The following is a 17649-nucleotide window of genomic DNA, read 5'->3' as shown; positions in this document are numbered from 1 at the left end:
TCATTGCGCGACCGGAGTCATCGTTGTGTTCCTGTCACGCGAGAAGGGCACGCGCGCGGGCCTCTCTCAGCTCAAGTATCCCCAGGTCCGCAAGCGCTCCAGGTCGCCGCCAACAAGCCGCAACCCTATGTCCTCCCGATAGCGCATATTGGGAATACAGAGCCTCTGGACCGCATCGTAGGCAGCGCGCCGGGCCTCGTTCACGTTCAGGCCGGTGCCAGTCGCAACACCGACGTAGCCGGCTTGTCCGCTGGTGACGAGTTGGCCACCCACCTTCGCGATCTCACCGAAATGAAGTGCATCCTTGTGCGCCGCGCTCGCCGTCTTGCGGAAGGTAATGGGGAGGCCCTTTGACAATTCGTCGTAGCCGTATCGGTAGGGAAAGGGCGGCACGGTGAGGACGACGCCGCATGCAAACCCAGTGCGGGTCTGGATGCGGGTGGCATGGGCGTCGACCATCTTCACCAGGACGCTGGCCCAATCCTCGTCATGGAGCGCGTCGCAGATCGCAAAGCCGGGGTAGCCGAACCGGCTCGTGAACTCCAGCGGCCACAAGCCTTCCGGGTTGGCGATCAGATTGAGATTGATGTAACCACAATGCCCTGCGGCGCGCAGCTGATCGGCGACACACGCCAGGGTCGAACGGAAAATGTTCGCAGCGCCCTCGTAGGAGACGATGGTCCCCATCTCGCCGGTGAGTTCGCCGATGTCGCCCGGGAAGAAGCGCTTGTGTTCCCAGTCGACGAGCGGTGGGTCCAGAAAGCGGTGGCCGTTGAAATAAGCGCCCACGCCAACTTCCACGCCCTCGACATGGTCCATCAGGACGAAGTCGGTGCATGAACCGGGGGAAAGCTGCGTCCTCTGCAAGGCCAGGAACGCTCTCATGTCCGCGCCGTCCTCCAACTGACCGATGTAGTTGCGCGTGCGCGGGGCACCCGCACCATTGCTCTTGAAAACGTAGCGCCCTGGCTGGGCCCGAAGAAAGTCCAGGGCGGCGTCGAAGCTCTTGAACTCGCGAGTGCGCGCCGTCCGAAGTCCGGCTGCCCGCAATGCCGACTGCCCGAACTCGCGATTAGCTTCCAGCCGGTCACCGTACTGGCTGCCACCCACCACGCGATAGCCCTCGCTGCGAAGGGCGTCCTGCCACTCGCCCTTGGCAGCAGACTCAAAAACCACAAGTCCGTCTCGCCCGGCGGCGCGGATCCACGTCAGCTCCGCGCGCCAGTCGCTCGTGCGCGGCACAATGCCGCCGAACACGTCATGGGAATCAGGGTCCTCGATGAACACGCGCACCTCGTGGCCGGCCCGTTGCAGCCGCCAGTACATATCCCCCAGATCGCAGGTTTCGCCGACGCCCAAGACCCTCATCTGCCCTCCGTCGGTGCCTCGACCACGAGAGAAACGACAGCGATTCGCTCGGCGCCTTCGTAGCCCGGCTGGTCGAGCTCCTCCGCGAAGACATCCGGGTCCAGTTCGGCATAGCGGAACTCCAGGCGGTCGCGTTCCAGCATGGGGCGCAAGCTCGCCAACAACAGGTCCTCGCCACCGACGATGACACTCCCGGTATAGAGCACCAGCCTGCCGCCCGGCGCCAGCATCGGCACGCCTTCCGAGACGATCCGCTGAGACAGGCCGGCGCCGAGGGAACCGCCCCCGTGCCGATAGGCGCGCAATTCGCGATCCATGAGGTAGGGAGGATTGGCGATGATTAGATCGGCTCCAGGCGACAGCCCGGCAAACAAGTCCGCTTGGCGAAGTTCCGCATCCTCGACCCCCGCAAGTCGGGCGTTGACGGTTGCATATTCCAGCGCGCGCGGGTTGACATCGGTCATCTCGAGACGGGCGAACTGCCCCATGGCGCGCAATGCGCGAATCGCTTCAAGGCCGCCTGCCCCGGAACCACAGCCGATGTCGACAACTCTTCGAACCGCAGGCCTCGCTGCGAGCTCCCGCTGGATGAGCGAGATGAAGCGGTACGTATCCGGACCGAAGAACACCGACGCCGGTTCCAGGGTCGGGTAGGCGGAGTGCAGGTAAACGCTGTCCCCAAGGGTCGAGAACCGAACGCGACTCCGAAGCTTCCCACCGGAGGTCGTCAAGGCGCCGGCCTCCTCCGCCAGCGATCGAATATCGCTGGAGAGGTCCTCTGGGGCGAACGACAGACTCCAGCCGAATATGTCCCGGAGGTTTGCCCCGGCGCGATGCGCGCGGCGTTGCAGGTAGCGACGATGGGACTCAGGCGACACCGTCGTAAACCGATAGCCGGCGGTTTGAAGCGCACCCGCCAGCAGCCGCAGGGCTTCGAGGTTGCCTCCATCGCGCTCGCCCGGGCTCATGGTGCTCACGTGTGGGCCTCGTCGGCGCCCAAGACGGCACGACGAAAGATGCGGGTGGCGCAAAGCCCCGCCCGGGTCCAGTGGAGATCGGGGCCCATCATGTCACGCAAGATGACCAATCGTGCCTCAGGATCGGGCGCAGCTTCGAGGCGCACGGTGAGGTCGGTAACTTCAGGGTCCGCGGGCGGCGCGCCGAGCTGGACGCATTGAGTCAAGCCCGCCTCGGCCGCCGTCAAGGCTCCCCGTTGATGCCGGTATGGCCTGCATGGCCGAGGGGCCTGATCCGGGGTCACTGAACTCGGTGCCCGCGCTCCGTCCCCGCTCGCGGGCCCTCGAATCCAGTCGTAGATGACCTGGCGTTCGTAGGCGCCAAACACCCCGTGCATCTGCGCCTGTTCGCCGTGCAGCAACTGCCAGAAGCGGCTTGCGCGTGGATCGACCCCGCGGGTCAGCCAGCCTTTTCGGTGCAATGCCTGGACGAAGCCATCCACCCCTTGCGCGCTGCCCAGCCACTCGTTGACTGTCTTTCCCTCGATGCGACAGTAGTTGGAGTGCGCGAATCGACCTTCGAAGGTCTTTTGCCCGAGCACCCGCAGGAATTCGGCGTCGAGATCAAAACGCGTGATGGCGGCGTTGGTACTGAGCCCGAGGTTTCCCAGCAGGTAGCCCCGGCGCACGCGTTCCCAGAACACCGCCGATGCGTCAGTCCGCGAAAGCGCATCATGTACCGCTTTGACGGCGCGCATCGCATGACCGCTTGCCGCGTTGTCGACCGTGACGTGCAGGGTGAAATAGTACGGGTCTATCCCCAGTTCGTCGAGTTCGTAAGCCGAGATCAAAAGGTGAAGCGGCAGTTGTTCGTAGCCGAGGTTGAAGCCGATGACTTCGGGCAGGAAGTCCTGCGTGCACGCACCCAGCGCGAGTTGGATGGCACCCTGTTCAAAACATTCATCAGACTGTGCGAGCCAATCGTCGACGCCGTGGGCCTGCAGGAGTCTGCGATACAGGAGCACATGATTCTTGTCTGGCGCGCCATCGCCGAGTTCTTCCAAGTAGGTGCGGATCAACTCCGCGAAGCACGGGTCGCCAGCATGTGAGAGCATTCCGGATAGCCAAGCCCCGTCCGCCAACTTCGTCGGGGCAATGGCTCGCAATACGCCCAAGGCGTGCGAGCGGCAATGGAAGTACTCCCGTCCCCCACCGTCGACGCGCCGCTGGAGGTAGTCTTGGTAGAGCTTTCCGGTGCGCGCGACCCCGGTTTTCATCCACGCCTCCAGCCCCTGGGCGTCCTTGGGCAGATCGCAGGGAAGACTCGCGGCAACCTGCAGTCGATGGTCCAGGAAGAGCCGAGCTGCCTCGCGCCTTGCTCCAGCGTTCTCAAGTCGCACGGCGCCCGCCAGTTGCTGGTACAGCGCGCGCGCCGCCGGCGAACCTTGATCGTGAGAGGCAGGGTCCTCCGGCGCGCTAGTCTTCGCGCCGTCGTTGGCCGCGCCTGCCCAAGGAAGCAATCGGGGCAGCGGAATGGCGCCTCTTAAAAACGAAATCATCGTGAATCCTGCAAATCTGAACTGTCGCCTCACACGGCGCGCCGCGTATAAGGCTTCGTCGTCGGGTACCGTCGGAAATGCCTTACGGGTCCATCCGGCCCACCGTCGCCTTCACGCTTGTCTGACAGACACGCATGCCCTGGAGGCCAAGCTGATCACCTTCCGGCGAACGATACGAGCAATGACAAACCGCGCACCGCCTGACGATCCTCAACTTGCACGGGTGCTGGCCCGGTTCGAGTGTGGACAATTGTCGGGCCAGATGACCTTGATGTACTGGCTGAAGATGGGTCGCAGCGTATGGCAGATCGAATCCGAACTCGCAAGATTGCAAGAGTCTTCCCGTGAAGGGGAGAGACAGCATTTCGCGGAACTCGGCAAGTTGCTCAAGCGGCACCGCGAGGGCTGTCTGCGAATCGCCGCGATGGTGGGAAGTGGTGTGGATTCGGACTTGCCGGCCCGTACGGACGCCGAGGGAATCGCGTTCTGTCGCCGTCTTTTCGACTGGTCATGCCAACAATCGGGCGAAGCGAGCGTCGCGTTGTACTCCCTTGGCAGTCCCGCGCTGCTGTCTGCTGCTACCGACGAGATCGTGTTGTGGTTGGGAGAGCAGGCGGTCCTGCGGCCAGGAAGCGATGCGCTGGAGATCGGTTGCGGTATCGGGCGCTTTGAGGAGGCGCTTGCGCCCGTGCTCGGTACCGTCACAGGGGTCGACATCTCGACGGAGATGGTGCAGCGGGCTCAAGCCCGTTGCCGGAATCTCCCGAATGTGTCGATTCAACTCAGCGAAGGGAAGAACCTCTCGGGGTTCGAAGACGCCAGCTTCGACCTCGTGCTAGCAATCGACAGTTTTCCGTACCTGTTTCAGTCCGGATGGTCGTTGCTTGCCAGGCATTTCGAAGAGGCTCGTCGGGTGCTTCGACCCGGAGGCTCCCTGGTTGTCCTAGAGCTGAGCTACGGGCGCAGTCTGGAGGCAGATCGTGCCGACTTCGCGAAGCTCGCCCTGGCGTCGTCGCTAGAAATTGTTGTCAATGGCGACCAACCATTTCACGCGTGGGACGGAAATGCTTTCGTGGCTCAACGAGGAAGGACGTAAGTCACCCGGACCCTGCGGCAAGCGAGCTCAGGCGGGCCAACAGCCCAGCCCACCCTCACAGCTTTTCGAGCACGAAGTGCCCTGGCACTGTAGCACCCGCCCGCAAGCGCTGCTTCACAGCATTGGTCAGTGCGTCAGCGAACCCGCCGCTCGCCCGCGCCTTTTTTCGAGCGCTTGTGATCACGCGCGGCCGAGCGCTCCATGCGATCTTCGCACCCACGGCGTCAAGAGCCTCGACCAAGGCGACGTCTTCGCCGCATTCAAGATGTTCAAAACCGCCTGCGCGTCGATAGGCGTTGGCCTCCACTCCAAGGTTCGCCCCATGGATGTGCCGGTGGCCGTCGACGTCGAAGTATGTCTCGCTGAAGTGCCAGTGGAGAAGACGCGCATGTGCGCCGTGCGGCGACCAATCTGAAATCCCGACCGTGCCGCATACCACATCGGCGGCCAAATCCAACTGCTCGGCCAGCCACTCCGGAGAAACGAGTGTATCGGCATCGGTGAATGCCAGCCATCTTGCACCTCTTTCCAGAAGGAGACTTGCGCCCGCAGCTCGAGACTTGCCAACGTTTCGCACATCGATTGCCAGTGTCATGACGCCGGCGCGCGCCACGATCTCGGCGGTTCTGTCGGTGCAAGTGTCGGCAACGACCAGAATCTCGACGGGCTCGCCCCGAAGACGCACGCTTTGAGCACATCGGCGCAGGTGGCGGATGCAATCGCCGATGAAAGCCTCCTCATTGTGTGCAGGGACGACGACACCAAGCATAGGGCTCTTTCTAAGATCATTGAACCAGGATCTGAGTCGCTGTTCGCCTTTGGCCGGGCATTGCCTGACCAAGGCACACATCCGAAAGCTGCAAGCAATGAAGCTAATGCAATTGCGCCTCGAAATCGCTTGGCATGACGTCCACGACGCTCGATTGGTCACGTTCCGCGACTCGCAGTGCAACTGCGCGAAGGTCTTCGATATGCCGGGCAAAGGTCGCCAGATAGTCCGATTCGCCAAACGCCCCCAGGTAGATGAGGGTTTCACTCGGAACGCGGATAAGCAGGCGTCCGTGCTCGGTGCGAATGCTGGTGGCATACCCGCCTGTTTCCGTTTTCATTTGCGCTCCCCGCGGAAGTAGCCTAGGCCTGAGGCGGATCGTTCTCGCGCCCGAAATGTCTGTGCAAGCTCAGCGCCGCGACGAAATCCGTGATTGCTTCGTCAGGGTTCCCTGCGTCTGCGAGAATCAGGCCCGTATCCGGCGAACCGTCGGACATCGTCATTGGGATCTGCGCTTCAGCCAGTAAGGCGTGGGAGGCGCCGAACGCCAGGATGGGCTTGCAGTGCCAATACTGGGCCCGTAGAAATTCCAGGGTATGGGCGTCAGCGTCCAGCGCTTCGACGGCGGCCTCGCCGTCCGGCAGCACCATTGCATCGAACAGGAAGCCCGGGGAGTTCTCAAGCGTCCCGTCGGCCGCGAACTTGTCGCCACCGATCCCGACATAGGTCCCAAGCCGGGCCGCGACAAGGCGCGGCACCGCGCCGGCCGCAACCAGCGCCGAGACCACCTTGCCGAGTGACGTCCCTTCGACGCCTTGGGCGATTAGCACCGCGATTTTGCGAGTGCGGATACCGCCGTCGCCCGGCCGCGCGAAAAGCGACAGGGCGGGAGAGGCGTCGACCTCGGGCTGCGCAGGATTCTCCAAGGCCTTGGGGAGCGGCGCCGGCAACTCCATTCCCAGGTTCTGGGCCAGCCGCGCGGCGAGATCGGGCGCAGCGTTCAGAAGACTGGCGACCATGCGTTCCCGGATCGCCGGCACGGTGACCTTCGACAGCTCGAAACGGAAGGCGTTGCCGATGTGCGCCTTCTCCACCGCCGACTGGCTTTCGTAGAAGAGGCGGGCCTGCGTGTAGTGGTCGGCGAACTTCTCGGGCTTGATGCGCAGCTTGTCGGCGCTCTCCTTGGCGTCGATGCGCCGGGCCACGCTGGTGAAGCCCTGCGCCGCCCCGGCCGGGAACGGGCAGCCGCCGGCCAGGGAGTTGGGCTCGTAGGCGACCCGGCCGCGATGGATGGCTTGCCGGTGCATGCCGTCGCGCTGGTTGTTGTGCACTTGCGCGATGGGCGCGTTGATCGGAAGCTCGTGGAAGTTGGGCCCGCCCAGCCGACTGATCTGGGTGTCGACATAGGAATGGATGCGACCCGCCAGCAAGGGATCGTTGGTGAAATCCAGGCCCGGCACGATGTGGGCCGTACAGAACGCCACCTGTTCGGTCTCGGCAAAAAAGTTGTCGGGGTTTCGGTTGAGCACCATCCGCCCGACGATCTGCAGGGGTGCGACTTCCTCCGGGATGATCTTGGTGGCATCCAGGATATCGAAACTGAACTTGTCGGCCTGCGCTTCCGTAAAAATCTGCAGGCCAAGCTCCCACTCTGGATACTCGCCGGCCTCGATGGCCTCCCATAAATCGCGCCGATGGAAGTCCGGATCAGCCCCCGAGATCTTCACGGCCTCCTCCCAGACGAGCGAGTGGGTCCCGAGCTTGGGAATCCAATGGAACTTGACCAGCACGGACTCGCCGGCCTCGTTGACGAGCCGGAAGGTATGGACGCCGAACCCCTGCATCATCCGGTAGCTACGGGGGATGGCGCGGTCCGACATCAGCCACATCAGCATGTGCGTGGATTCGGGCATCAGCGAGACGAAGTCCCAGAAGGTGTCGTGCGCGCTGGCGGCTTGCGGCATCTGGTGGTGCGGCTCGGGCTTGACCGCATGGACCAAGTCCGGAAACTTCATCGCGTCCTGGATGAAGAACACAGGCATGTTGTTGCCGACCAGGTCCCAATTGCCTTCGTCGGTGTAGAACTTCACCGCGAAGCCGCGCACGTCGCGTGCCGTGTCCTTCGAGCCGCGCTCGCCGGCGACGGTGGAGAAGCGTACGAAGACCGGTGTCACCTTGCCCGCTTCCTTGAAAGGCGCGGCCTTGGTGTATTGCGTCAGCGGCTCGTAGCATTCGAAGAAGCCATGCGCGCCGGAGCCGCGGGCGTGCACGATGCGTTCGGGAATGCGCTCGTGATCGAAGTGCGTGATCTTTTCGCGCAGGATGAAGTCCTCGAGCAACGCCGGGCCGCGCGCGCCGGCCTTCAGGGAGTTCTGGTTGTCGGCTATCGCCACGCCCTGATTGGTGGTCAGCACCTGGCCGCTGGAATCGACGCGCACGCGATCTAGCGAGTCGATGGTGGCGTTGACGCCTTCCGGAGCCGCCGAACCCGTCTTGCCCGTCACGTTCTGTTCAGACAGCGTGCTTGCTCCGGGCAAGCGCGAAGGAGGACTGACGCTCGCGCCCGGAGGCGTGGCTGAGGCGTTGCGTTCGCCGTACTCCAGAGGTTTGGTCGGGTTCGAGGGCATGCCCTTGGCTAGCCCGCCGGTGTCGATGGCCTTCTGGGTCGGCGGGTCGTCCTTGCCCGCCGCAGGGGGCGGCGGCGTGGCAGGACCGCTATCGGTATTGCGTGCCGCGGCGCGTGCCGCATCTATTTCGGCTGCGGGGACAGGGGGAAGTCTTTTAGCCATGGCTGTTTCCGTGTGAGTTATCGAGGTGAAGGTAAAGGGTCTGGATGGTGGAGCGCGTCATGGAATGTGCTTGATCGCTCGGCGTCCGCGCCAAGTCTCGCGGCTCGGGCCCGCCCAGATCAGACAACCCGCTGCAGCGAGTGCGGCCATCCACAGCGCCGCTTTGTTGCCGGACACGGCGCGACCAATGTTGAAAGCGATCTCTCCACTGCGGGGCACCACGAGTTCGAGGCGTCGCTTGGTCATTTGCGCCCCCAACTCCCCGAGACGCTCGCCTAAGAGCCGTTCCGCGGCCGGCAGTACAACTGTCTCTTCGTCCGCCACGTGATGGAGCACGTTGCTCATCAGGGCGTGCAAGGTCTCGTCATAGTCCCTGGCTTCGGGTTCCATCTGGCGCAGCAGCACGATCAGGCGTTTCATCTCCTGATGCTCGGCCTGGCTGTCCCCGAGGAGGTCTTCACCTTCGTCGATCTCCTGTATGGCCGGATAGAAGATTTCCTCCTCGAGCTCGGCATGGATCTCGAGCGCGGTGCAGATCATGAGAACCAAGCCCTTTTTTACGCGCGGCGCCGCGGCACTCTTGTACTGGTGAAAAGTCGACAGTACGTGGGTGTGGTCCACGCGGATCATGTTCGTCACCGTCGGCAAGATGCCAAAAATGGAGCGCTCATCGAAGTCTCCTAAAACAAAATGGAGCCGATTCCGCCGCTGACCAAAGCCATTGATCGCAGCAATCGCCTTGGCATTGCTCTTGAACGTCAACACGCAGGCGGCAGCGTGCAATCGCGGGCGCCGGCCTCCCGAACATGCCCGCCCGGCTCGGAGAAACCGCCTTGTGTCCCCGTTCAGAGGTCTCGCTGGCGCCCGCCGAGCGTGGCGCAGTACGCGGCAAACAGAGCACCGAGAATCAAAGAGAGGAAAATCCACAGCGACCCGTAAGCGGTAGTCTTTCGCGCGGCGTCGGCCATCTCATTCGCCTTGCTTTTTGTTTCGTCCAGCGCCGCCTTGGCACGGGAGTAGACGTCGGTGACGCGCCTTTCCGCATCCTGCTGGCTCAAGCCGGTTCGCTGCGCGACGACTTGACTGGCGTATCGGTGGTCTTCAGGCGAAAGCGTTCCCGTCCGCAACGCGGTCGCGAAGATTCGCCCCACTTCTGCGGCGGTTGCGCGGTCGGTCGTGGCTTGGCTTGCATCGGTCTGGCTCGTGCCGCCCGACGCCGCCGTCGCGCCGGGATCTTTCCGGAACAAGGAATCGGTCATGTACGCCATGGGGCCACTGCTCGCGTCGTCACCGGTGCGGTTCGCTGCAGTGCCGGCGGCGGCCGTCGCAGCGCCACCTACCACGGTCGTGGCCACACCCATCCCGGCTTTGGCTCCGGCACTCAGGGCCGACCCTACGGTGGAGGCGATCAAGGCGAAGGTCACCAGAGTAGCCACGGCCCAAGCAAGAATTCCGTGGGCCGTGTCGCGGAAGCGCGCCTCTTCTGTATGAATCCCGCTCCACTTTGTCCGCAGCCGCCCTGCGAGGTACCCGCCAAGGCCGGAAGAGGCAAGTTGGGTGAAGGTGATCCAGAAGATACCGGCGATCCCGATCGTTTTCGCTTCCGCGCCTTCGCCCTCCCATGGGACGCAAGTCCCAGGCCCATCCCGGCGCCCAGAACCATCATTATCAAAGTCAGTGCGGCTGCAACGGCGGCACCCGCGAACACAGCGCCCCATGACACGCCTGATCGGGGAGCAGCATCGAGTACTACCGAATCCTGGCGCGGGCCTATGCCCGGCAGAGATGATTCTTGGGCGTAAGTGGCCATGGCGTTGTCCCCGTGTGTACAGCGTTGCATGTGACTAGTCACACGCTGACATCCATGTACGCAGAATTCCCTGTTGAAGGTAGGCAAGCGCCTCACACTGCCTTGCCTCCGCTCAACCCGAGAGAGCGTCGTCGAACCGGACGGCGACGGACAAGTGGCCCAATGAGGGCCCCAACATGACGACACGCATCGATCGTGCGAGCCGAGGCGTCGTCACGTTCGGCCGAACGCCGTCACTGGCCAGCGCTGTCATAGCTCTCGTCTGGGCCGCATCGGTGCTAATGCCCGGCGCGCCGGGGAAACCGGGCTTCTTGTTCGCCTCGCGTCCCATCCGGCTGCCGTCCATCGGGGGATCCTGCCCCGCTCGCGGCCTTCGCGTTCGATGCCGCCGCAGGGCAGGGGGCACTCGACCCGGCGGGCATCCAGGCCGCTCGCATTCATGCGCTATGGCAGATTACCGTCTGGGTCTGCCTCGCCGTCTTCACGCTGGTCCTGCTGGCGTTGATGATGGCGCTGGTGCAGGCCGCCCGCCGGGCCCGCCGCGAGTCATCGGAACCAGCGCGCGGCGAGCGCCATGAACCCGGTGCGAGCCGCGTGGTGCTGGTCGCCTCGCTGCTTTCGGGCGCCGCGCTGGCCGGGCTGGTCGCGCTCGACGTCCTGACCGATCGCGCGCTGTCGCGACTGCCGGTGCACGACGCGCTGCACATCGAGATGGTGGGCGCCCAGTGGTGGTGGCGCACGCGCTACGCGGACGACCTCGGCGGGCCGGGCTTCGAGGTGTCGAGCGACCTGCATGTCCCGGTCGGCCGGCCGGTGGTCGTGACGCTGAAGAGCGTCGACGTGATCCACAGCTTCTGGGTGCCGCAGCTGCACGGCAAGAAGGACATGCTGCCCGGGCGCACCACCACGATCCAGTTCCGGGCCGACCGCGCCGGCAGCTTTCGCGGCGAGTGCGCCGAGTTCTGCGGCCTGCAGCACGCCTTGATGGTGTTCAACATTACGGCCGACCCGCCCGAGCGCTACGCCCAGTGGCGGGCGCTGCAGGCCAGTCCGGCGAGCCCACCCGAGCAGCCCGATGCGCTGCGCGGGCAGGCGCTTTTTCCTGGCGCGCAACTGCGCCCAATGCCATGCCGTGCGGGGCACGCCGGCCGGCGGCGCGCTCGGCCCCGACCTCACGCACGTCGCCAGCCGTCCGACGATCGCGGCCGGCACGGTGGCCAATCGGCCCGACCTGCTGGCAGCCTGGATCGTGGAGCCGCAATCGCTCAAGGCCGGCGCCACCATGCCGCCCAGCGCGCTGGAACCGGAAGAGGTGCGCCTACTGGTCAGCTACCTGGAGACCCTGAAGTGACACCCGACCCCGCCCTGGGCGAAGCGCGCGACCGCGCGGGCGGCCGCGACGGACCGCGGGCCGGCCAGCTGGCCGTGGCCGCGCTGCGCCAGACCTGGAGCGATCCGCCGGGCTTCATGGGCATGCTGGAGGCCATCGACCACAAGACCATCGCGCGCCGCTTCATCATCGCCACGCTGGTGTTCTTCCTGCTCGGAGGGCTGCTGGCCCTGCTGATGCGCGTCCAGCTGGCGCGGCCGCAGGCGCACGTGGTCGGACCCGAGGCGTACAACCAGCTGTTCACGATGCATGGCTCGACCATGATGTTTCTGTTCGCGGTGCCCGTGATGCAGGCCGTAGCTGCCTACCTGGTGCCGCTGATGGTGGGCGCACGCTCGATCGCCTTTCCGCGCCTGAACGCCTTCCCCTACTGGATCTTCGTCATGGGCGGTGCCTTTCTCTATCTCAGCTTTGCGCTCGGCGCCGGTCCGAACGTCGGCTGGTTCGCCTACGTCCCGCTCTCGTCGAGCGACTATGCACCTGGCAAGGGGGCCGACATCTGGGCCCAGATGATCACCTTCACCGAGCTGGCTTCGCTGTTGCAGGCGATCGTGCTGATCACGACGATTCTCAAGATGCGCGCTCCTGGCATGCGCCTCGACCAGATGCCGCTGTTCGTCTGGGCCACGCTGGTGACCCAGTTCATGGTGCTGTTCGCGATGCCGGCGGTGATGATCGGCAGCAGCTCGCTGATCCTGGACCGCCTGGTGGGCACGCATTTCTTCAACCCGGCCAAGGGCGGCGACGTGCTCCTCTGGCACCACCTGTTCTGGTTCTTCGGCCATCCCGAGGTGTACCTGATCTTCATCCCGCCGCTCGGCTTCATCTCCTCGATCGTCTCGACCTTCTCGCGCCGTCCGCTCTTCGGCTACCGCGCGATGGTGCTGGCGCTGATCGCCACCGCCTTTCTCGCCTTCAGCCTGTGGGTCCACCACATGTTCGCGACCAACCTGCCGGAGATCGGCAAGAGCTTCTTCACGGCCGCGAGCCTGGCCATCGCGGTGCCTTCTGCGGTGCAGATCTTCTGCTGGATCGCGACGCTCTGGAATGGGCGGCTCGATTTGAAAAGCCCGCTCTACTTCGTGCTGGCCTTCTTCGTCATCCTAGTGCTGGGCGGGCTGACCGGCATCATGCTGGGCTCGGTGCCGCTCGACCTGCAGGTGCACGACACCTACTTCGTGGTCGCCCACCTGCACTACGTGCTGCTCGGCGGCGGCGTGTTTCCGCTCTTCGGCGCCTTCTACTTCTGGTTTCCGAAGCTCAGCGGGCGAATGCTGTCGGAAGCGGCCGGCAAGCTGCACTTCTGGCTCTTCTTCGTCGGCTTCAACCTCACCTTCTTTCCGATGCACCTGCTCGGGTTGCACGGGATGCAGCGGCGCATCTGGACCTATCCCGCGGGCCTGGGCTGGGACGGCATGAACCTCGCCGCCACCGCGGGCGCCTTCCTGATTGCGCTGAGCGTGTTGGTGTTCATCCAGAATGTGGTCTTCAGCCTGCGGCGCGGAGCCGTGGCGGGCGCCAATCCCTGGGGCGCCGGCACTCTCGAATGGAGCATGCCGAGCCCACCGCCGCCGCACAATTTCGACGCCATCCCGGTGGTGCACGCGGCAGATCCGCTCTGGTCGCCGCCTGGGCAGCCGGCCTTTGTCGGCGGCCTTGCCACCCATGCACGCGAGGTACTGGCCACCACCGCCGTCGAAGCCCGGCCGGACAGCCGGCCGCTGTTTCCGTCGCCGACCGCCTGGCCGTTCTGGAGCGCGGTGGCGACCACTGTGCTGTTCGTCGGCTCTGTCTTTACGCCCTGGGCGGTGGTCTGGGCCTCGCTGCCGGTGGCGGTGGCGCTGATCTGCTGGTTCTGGCCCAAGCGGCGCGAGATCGCGCGATCGGTCGCGCTGGAGCAGCGGCCATGACGCCGGCGAGGGAGCAGGGCGCGGCCGACACACTCGACGTTTCGGCGCTGCCGACCTACCGCTTCGGGCACGGCAGCCTGATGTGGTGGGGCACCATGGGCCTGATGCTGATCGAAGGCACGGTGTTCGGCCTCGGCATCATGATGTACTTCTACCTGCGCGGCGTCGCCGCGGCCTGGCCGATCGATGCCGCGCCGCCGGACCTGTTGTGGGGCACGCTGAACACGCTGATCCTCCTGCTGAGCGCCTGGCCCAACCAGCTGGCGAAGGCCGCGGCTGAGCGCGAAGATCGGTCCGGCGCGCGCCTGTGGATCCTGGTGTGCCTGGCTTTCGCGGTGGTGTTCCTGGCACTCCGCGCGCTCGAGTTCACCACCCTCAACATCAGCTGGACGGCGAACGCCTATGGCTCGGTGATCTGGCTGCTGCTCGGGCTGCACACGACGCACCTGATCACCGACACCGTCGACACCGGCGTGCTCGCGGCGCTGCTGTTCAGCCGCCGTTTCGAAGGCAAGCGCTTCGTCGACGTCAGCGAGAACGCGCTCTACTGGTACTTCGTGATAGGCAGCTGGCTGCCGATGTACGCCGTCGTCTATCTCGCGCCACGAATCTGAGGCCGGCCCTCATGCGATCCCTTTCTCTGCGTCGTCGATGGCTGCCGCTCTGGGCGCTGGTCCCAGGCGCCGCGTTGGCGCACGTGGCGGACGGGCCGCCCGCCGCCGGCATGGCGGCGCTGACCTGGAGCGCCGACCCGCTGGTCATCTCCCTGCTTGTAATCGGCGGGCTCTTGTACGGGGTCGGGCACGCGAAGCTGCGAATGCGCTCGCAACTGGGCCGCCGCACCCGCGCGCTGCAGGGCACGGCCTTCGCCGGCGGATGCCTGACGCTCGTGGTGGCGCTGGTCTCGCCGCTCGACGCGCTCGGCGGCGTGCTGTTCTCGGCCCACATGCTGCAGCACGAACTGCTGATGATCGTGGCCGCGCCGCTGCTGGTGCTGGGGCGGCCGCTTGCGGTCTGGCTGTGGGCCTTCGGGCCGCGCGCCCGGGCAGCAATCGCGCGCGCGGTACGCGCGCGCGCACCGGCGGCGGCATGGCGCTGGCTGACGTCGCCGACCGTCGCCTGGGCACTGCACGCTGTCGCCGTCTGGGCATGGCACGTGCCGCGCCTCTTCGAGGCCGCGCTGCACCATCCCGCCGTCCATACCTTGCAGCACTGGAGCTTCCTTCTCAGCGCCTTGCTGTTCTGGTGGACGGTGCTTGGAGTCCATCGGGTCGGCCAGGCGGGCGCCCACCCCATGCTGTCCCTGTTCACGACCATGGTGCACACCGGCGCGCTCGGCGCCTTGTTGACGCTGGCACCCGTCATCTGGTATCCGAGCTACGCCGAAGCCACCGCCTGGGGCTTCGATCCCCTGGACGACCAGCGCATCGGCGGCCTCGTGATGTGGGTGCCCGGCGGGATGGCCTATGTCTTCGGCGGGCTCGCGGTGGCGGCCCGCTGGCTGGCCAGGCGCCAGGCGCCCGGGTCCCCGGAAATCATTGCTCGACCATGACTGCCTCGACGCTGCGCTTCCTCGTCGGCGCCACTGCGCCGCTTGCCTGGGCGCTCGCCGTCGCCACGGCCCAGGCCGCCGCGCCGGCGCCGCAGCAGCTCGCGCGCGGCGAATACCTGGCGAAGATCGGCGGCTGCGCGAGTTGCCACACGGAGCCCAAGCACGGTGCGCCGTTCGCCGGCGGGCGCGCCGTGCCGACGCCGTTCGGCGCGATCTACAGCACCAACATCACGGCCGATCCGGCGCACGGCATCGGCCGCTACAGCTTCGAGGACTTCGAGAAAGCGTTGCGAGAAGGCACGGCGCCGGGTGGCCGGCACCTCTATCCGGCGATGCCGTACACGGCCTACGCGAAGGCCAGCGAGGCCGACCTGCGCGACCTGTACAGCTACCTGCTGCACGGCGTGGCGCCGGTGGCGCAGGAGCCGCCCGACAACCACCTGTCGTTTCCGTTCAACCAGCGCTGGGCGCTGAAGTTGTGGAAGTTGATGTTCCTGCCGCGCGGCGAGTACGTCGCGCGCCGGGACAAGGACGCAGAATGGAACCGCGGCGCCTACCTGGTGCAGTCCTTCGGCCACTGCGGCGCCTGCCATACGCCGCGCGGCGTGGGCTTCCAGGAGCGCGGCTACGACGAGCGCTCGAAGCACTATCTCACCGGGCAGGTCAACGACCTCTGGTTCGCCTCCGACCTCACGGGCGACCCGGGCTCGGGGCTCGGCCGGGTGTCGGCGCAAGGGATCGCCTCGTTTCTGGCCACGGGCCACGGCGACGGCATGGTCGCCTTCGGCACCATGGCCGTGAAGGTGGAGGAAACCTTGCAGTACCTGAGCGAGGACGACCTGCGCGCGGTGGCGGGCTATCTCAAGAGCCTGCCGGCGCGCAAGGGGGCAGGCAACTACCAAGCCCAAGCCGAGACCGACCCGCCGCCAGCCCGCGGCAACTACACGGGCGACGTCGAATCGGTCGGCGCCGCGGTCTATCGCGGCTTCTGCGTGCAGTGTCACCAGCCGGACGGCCGCGGCGTTCCGAAGGTCTTTCCGCGTCTGGCCGGCAATCCGTCGGTGCTTGACGAAGATCCCTCGGCCGTGATACGGCTGGTGATCGAGGGCGGGCGCAGTCCGGCCACTTCCAAGGGTCCGCCGCCGCAGGCCATGCCAGGATTCGTCGGCACCCTGACCGATGTGCAGATGGCGCAGGTGCTCAGCTATACCCGACAGAGCTGGGGCAACGACGCGCGACCGGTCTCGACCAATGACGTTTCGAAGATCCGCCGCCAGTTGCATCGCTGACGATCCGCGACACATTCCACGGGCGCGCGAAGTCACCTTGCTCGCCGTGCCCGCCGCATCGGGGGTGCTGCCGTGCGCGTACGGCAGGCGCCCGCCGGGGCCAGCGGCGGGCAGGGCGGTGCGTGGTCGCCCCATGTAGGCGAAAGCAGGTGACCGCGTGCCGCGCATGGTCCTACAGCCGGCATCCTGCGCGCATGCGAAGGTTTTTTTTCTACTCTCCGAAAGGAAGCCCCATGAGCACCCCACCAGTGACCGGAACCGGCGACGGAACACGGCCGACGACCAGCGGAGGCGTCGACAACATCGGCGCCGGAGAAAAGTTCTCCAGCACCAAGAAAGCGACCGGCGAGACCCCCTCCGGCCCGGCCCCCGGCGGCCACATGCCGGCAAAGCGAACCGTCGAAACCACCAGGCACGACGACTCGGCGGCGTTCGAATTGAAGGAAGACCTGACGCCGGCCCGCAATCACGAGCCGGAGGATGGCGGGCGGCCGTGAGGGCCGGCAAGTCAGCCGCTTTGAAGGAAATTCGATAAAATCCACTGTCAGCGCGCCGCCGGCGCGCCATCCCACGCCGGCTGAAAACGCGATGAAGCAATTCGCCAAGACGGAGGCCGAAATAGGGGCGCGCACCCGCGAAGCACGCCGGCAAAAGCGCCACCGCGACCCGCAACCCCGGACGCGACCGACGGCGGGCAGCCCGAAGACGCAGGGCGCAAAGCCTGAAGGGCCGGGTGCCGCCCCCTTCGGCCTCAGCCGGCCTGGATCTCGATGCGTCGCGGCTTGGCGTGCTCCGCCTTGGGGATTCTCAGTCGCAACACGCCATCGGCAAGCTCGGCATTGACCTTTTCGGCGTCGAGTTCCGCGCTGAGCGTGAAGGTGCGATGAAAGCGCCCCGCGCCGACCTCCGTGTGGCTGGACTGCAGGCCCTCCGGGAGCTTCAGGTTCATCTCGGCATCGATCGTCAGAGTCACGCCCTCGACCTGGATATGCAGGTTGTCCCGCGACACGCCCGGAAGGTCGGCATAGAGCGAGATCCCGTTCTCGTCCTCAAGCACATCCACTGGCGGCATCAGGGCGGTCTCGCTGTAGCCCGGGATGCCGGATCCCTGATGGCGGGCCACTTCGGCGGTGGGGGCGGTCTGGGTCAGGTTGTTCATGT

The 17649-nt window shown here is 65.7% G+C and carries 15 protein-coding genes and 1 pseudogene; 7 read left to right on the top strand and 9 right to left on the bottom strand.

What is annotated here, in order from left to right; genetic code table 11:
• Positions 1–66: 66 nt before the first annotated feature.
• The 3 genes from QTI33_RS08330 to QTI33_RS08320 are packed head-to-tail and all read right to left on the bottom strand — an operon-like array spanning position 67 to position 3883.
• The gene (locus tag QTI33_RS08330; protein WP_286505318.1) at positions 67–1368 is read right to left on the bottom strand and encodes a phosphoribosylglycinamide synthetase C domain-containing protein; all 1302 of its coding nucleotides are present in this window, start codon (positions 1366–1368) and stop codon (positions 67–69) included.
• The gene (locus QTI33_RS08325) at positions 1365–2336 is read right to left on the bottom strand and encodes a methyltransferase (RefSeq protein ID WP_286505750.1); all 972 of its coding nucleotides are present in this window, start codon (positions 2334–2336) and stop codon (positions 1365–1367) included. Before QTI33_RS08325 ends, QTI33_RS08330 begins: the two co-directional genes overlap by 4 nt.
• A gap of 5 nt (positions 2337–2341) precedes the next feature.
• A complete protein-coding gene (locus QTI33_RS08320; RefSeq protein WP_286505317.1) occupies positions 2342–3883 on the bottom strand; it encodes an iron-containing redox enzyme family protein in 1542 nt (513 codons plus the stop codon).
• A gap of 181 nt (positions 3884–4064) precedes the next feature.
• Between QTI33_RS08320 and QTI33_RS08315 the strand changes: the two genes are divergently transcribed.
• Positions 4065–4979 (top strand): class I SAM-dependent methyltransferase, encoded by a 915-nt coding sequence (locus tag QTI33_RS08315; RefSeq protein ID WP_286505316.1) that lies wholly within the window; start codon positions 4065–4067, stop codon positions 4977–4979.
• Between the two features lie 55 nt (positions 4980–5034).
• On the opposite strand, the gene QTI33_RS08310 is transcribed toward QTI33_RS08315, so the two are convergent.
• The 5 genes from QTI33_RS08310 to QTI33_RS08290 form a co-directional block, all read right to left on the bottom strand.
• The gene (locus QTI33_RS08310; RefSeq protein ID WP_286505315.1) at positions 5035–5748 is read right to left on the bottom strand and encodes a glycosyltransferase family 2 protein; all 714 of its coding nucleotides are present in this window, start codon (positions 5746–5748) and stop codon (positions 5035–5037) included.
• 103 nt (positions 5749–5851) lie between these two features.
• Positions 5852–6088 carry a hypothetical protein gene (locus tag QTI33_RS08305; RefSeq protein ID WP_286505314.1) on the bottom strand — a complete coding sequence of 79 codons (237 nt, stop codon included), beginning with the start codon at positions 6086–6088 and terminating at the stop codon, positions 5852–5854.
• A 22-nt stretch (positions 6089–6110) separates the two neighbouring features.
• The gene (locus QTI33_RS08300; RefSeq protein ID WP_286505313.1) at positions 6111–8537 is read right to left on the bottom strand and encodes a catalase; all 2427 of its coding nucleotides are present in this window, start codon (positions 8535–8537) and stop codon (positions 6111–6113) included.
• Between the two features lie 57 nt (positions 8538–8594).
• Complete coding sequence (locus QTI33_RS08295) at positions 8595–9299, bottom strand: hemerythrin domain-containing protein (protein ID WP_353506311.1); 705 nt, start codon at positions 9297–9299, stop codon at positions 8595–8597.
• 83 nt (positions 9300–9382) lie between these two features.
• Positions 9383–9973: a hypothetical protein gene (locus QTI33_RS08290; protein ID WP_286505312.1), complete on the bottom strand. Its 591-nt coding sequence runs from the start codon at positions 9971–9973 to the stop codon at positions 9383–9385.
• 878 nt (positions 9974–10851) lie between these two features.
• Here QTI33_RS08290 and QTI33_RS35090 point away from each other — a divergent pair.
• The 6 genes and pseudogenes from QTI33_RS35090 to QTI33_RS08255 all read left to right on the top strand — a co-directional run.
• A pseudogene (locus tag QTI33_RS35090) lies at positions 10852–11286 on the top strand (cytochrome c oxidase subunit II); the annotation flags it as partial.
• Between the two features lie 426 nt (positions 11287–11712).
• Entirely contained in the window at positions 11713–13647 is a 1935-nt protein-coding gene (gene ctaD, locus QTI33_RS08275; RefSeq protein ID WP_444814829.1) for a cytochrome c oxidase subunit I, read from the top strand.
• Positions 13644–14261, top strand: a complete 618-nt coding sequence (locus tag QTI33_RS08270) for a cytochrome c oxidase subunit 3 (protein ID WP_286505311.1) — start codon at positions 13644–13646, stop codon at positions 14259–14261. The genes ctaD and QTI33_RS08270 overlap by 4 nt, the downstream gene beginning before the upstream one ends.
• 11 nt (positions 14262–14272) lie before the next feature.
• On the top strand, positions 14273–15199 hold the full coding sequence (locus QTI33_RS08265) for a cytochrome c oxidase assembly protein (RefSeq protein ID WP_286505310.1): 927 nt from the start codon (positions 14273–14275) through the stop codon (positions 15197–15199).
• Positions 15196–16488, top strand: coding sequence for a c-type cytochrome (locus tag QTI33_RS08260; RefSeq protein ID WP_286505309.1), 1293 nt, complete (start codon positions 15196–15198; stop codon positions 16486–16488). The genes QTI33_RS08265 and QTI33_RS08260 overlap by 4 nt, the downstream gene beginning before the upstream one ends.
• A 233-nt stretch (positions 16489–16721) precedes the next feature.
• Positions 16722–16985 (top strand): hypothetical protein, encoded by a 264-nt coding sequence (locus tag QTI33_RS08255; protein WP_286505308.1) that lies wholly within the window; start codon positions 16722–16724, stop codon positions 16983–16985.
• 254 nt (positions 16986–17239) lie between these two features.
• On the opposite strand, the gene QTI33_RS08250 is transcribed toward QTI33_RS08255, so the two are convergent.
• Complete coding sequence (locus QTI33_RS08250; RefSeq protein WP_444814821.1) at positions 17240–17647, bottom strand: Hsp20/alpha crystallin family protein; 408 nt, start codon at positions 17645–17647, stop codon at positions 17240–17242.
• Positions 17648–17649 lie beyond the last annotated feature (2 nt).

This window comes from Variovorax davisae, from assembly GCF_030316845.1.
In the GTDB taxonomy this organism is placed as follows: Bacteria; Pseudomonadota; Gammaproteobacteria; order Burkholderiales; family Burkholderiaceae_C; genus Variovorax; species Variovorax davisae.
This window is presented reverse-complemented; position numbering and strand designations above follow the sequence as displayed.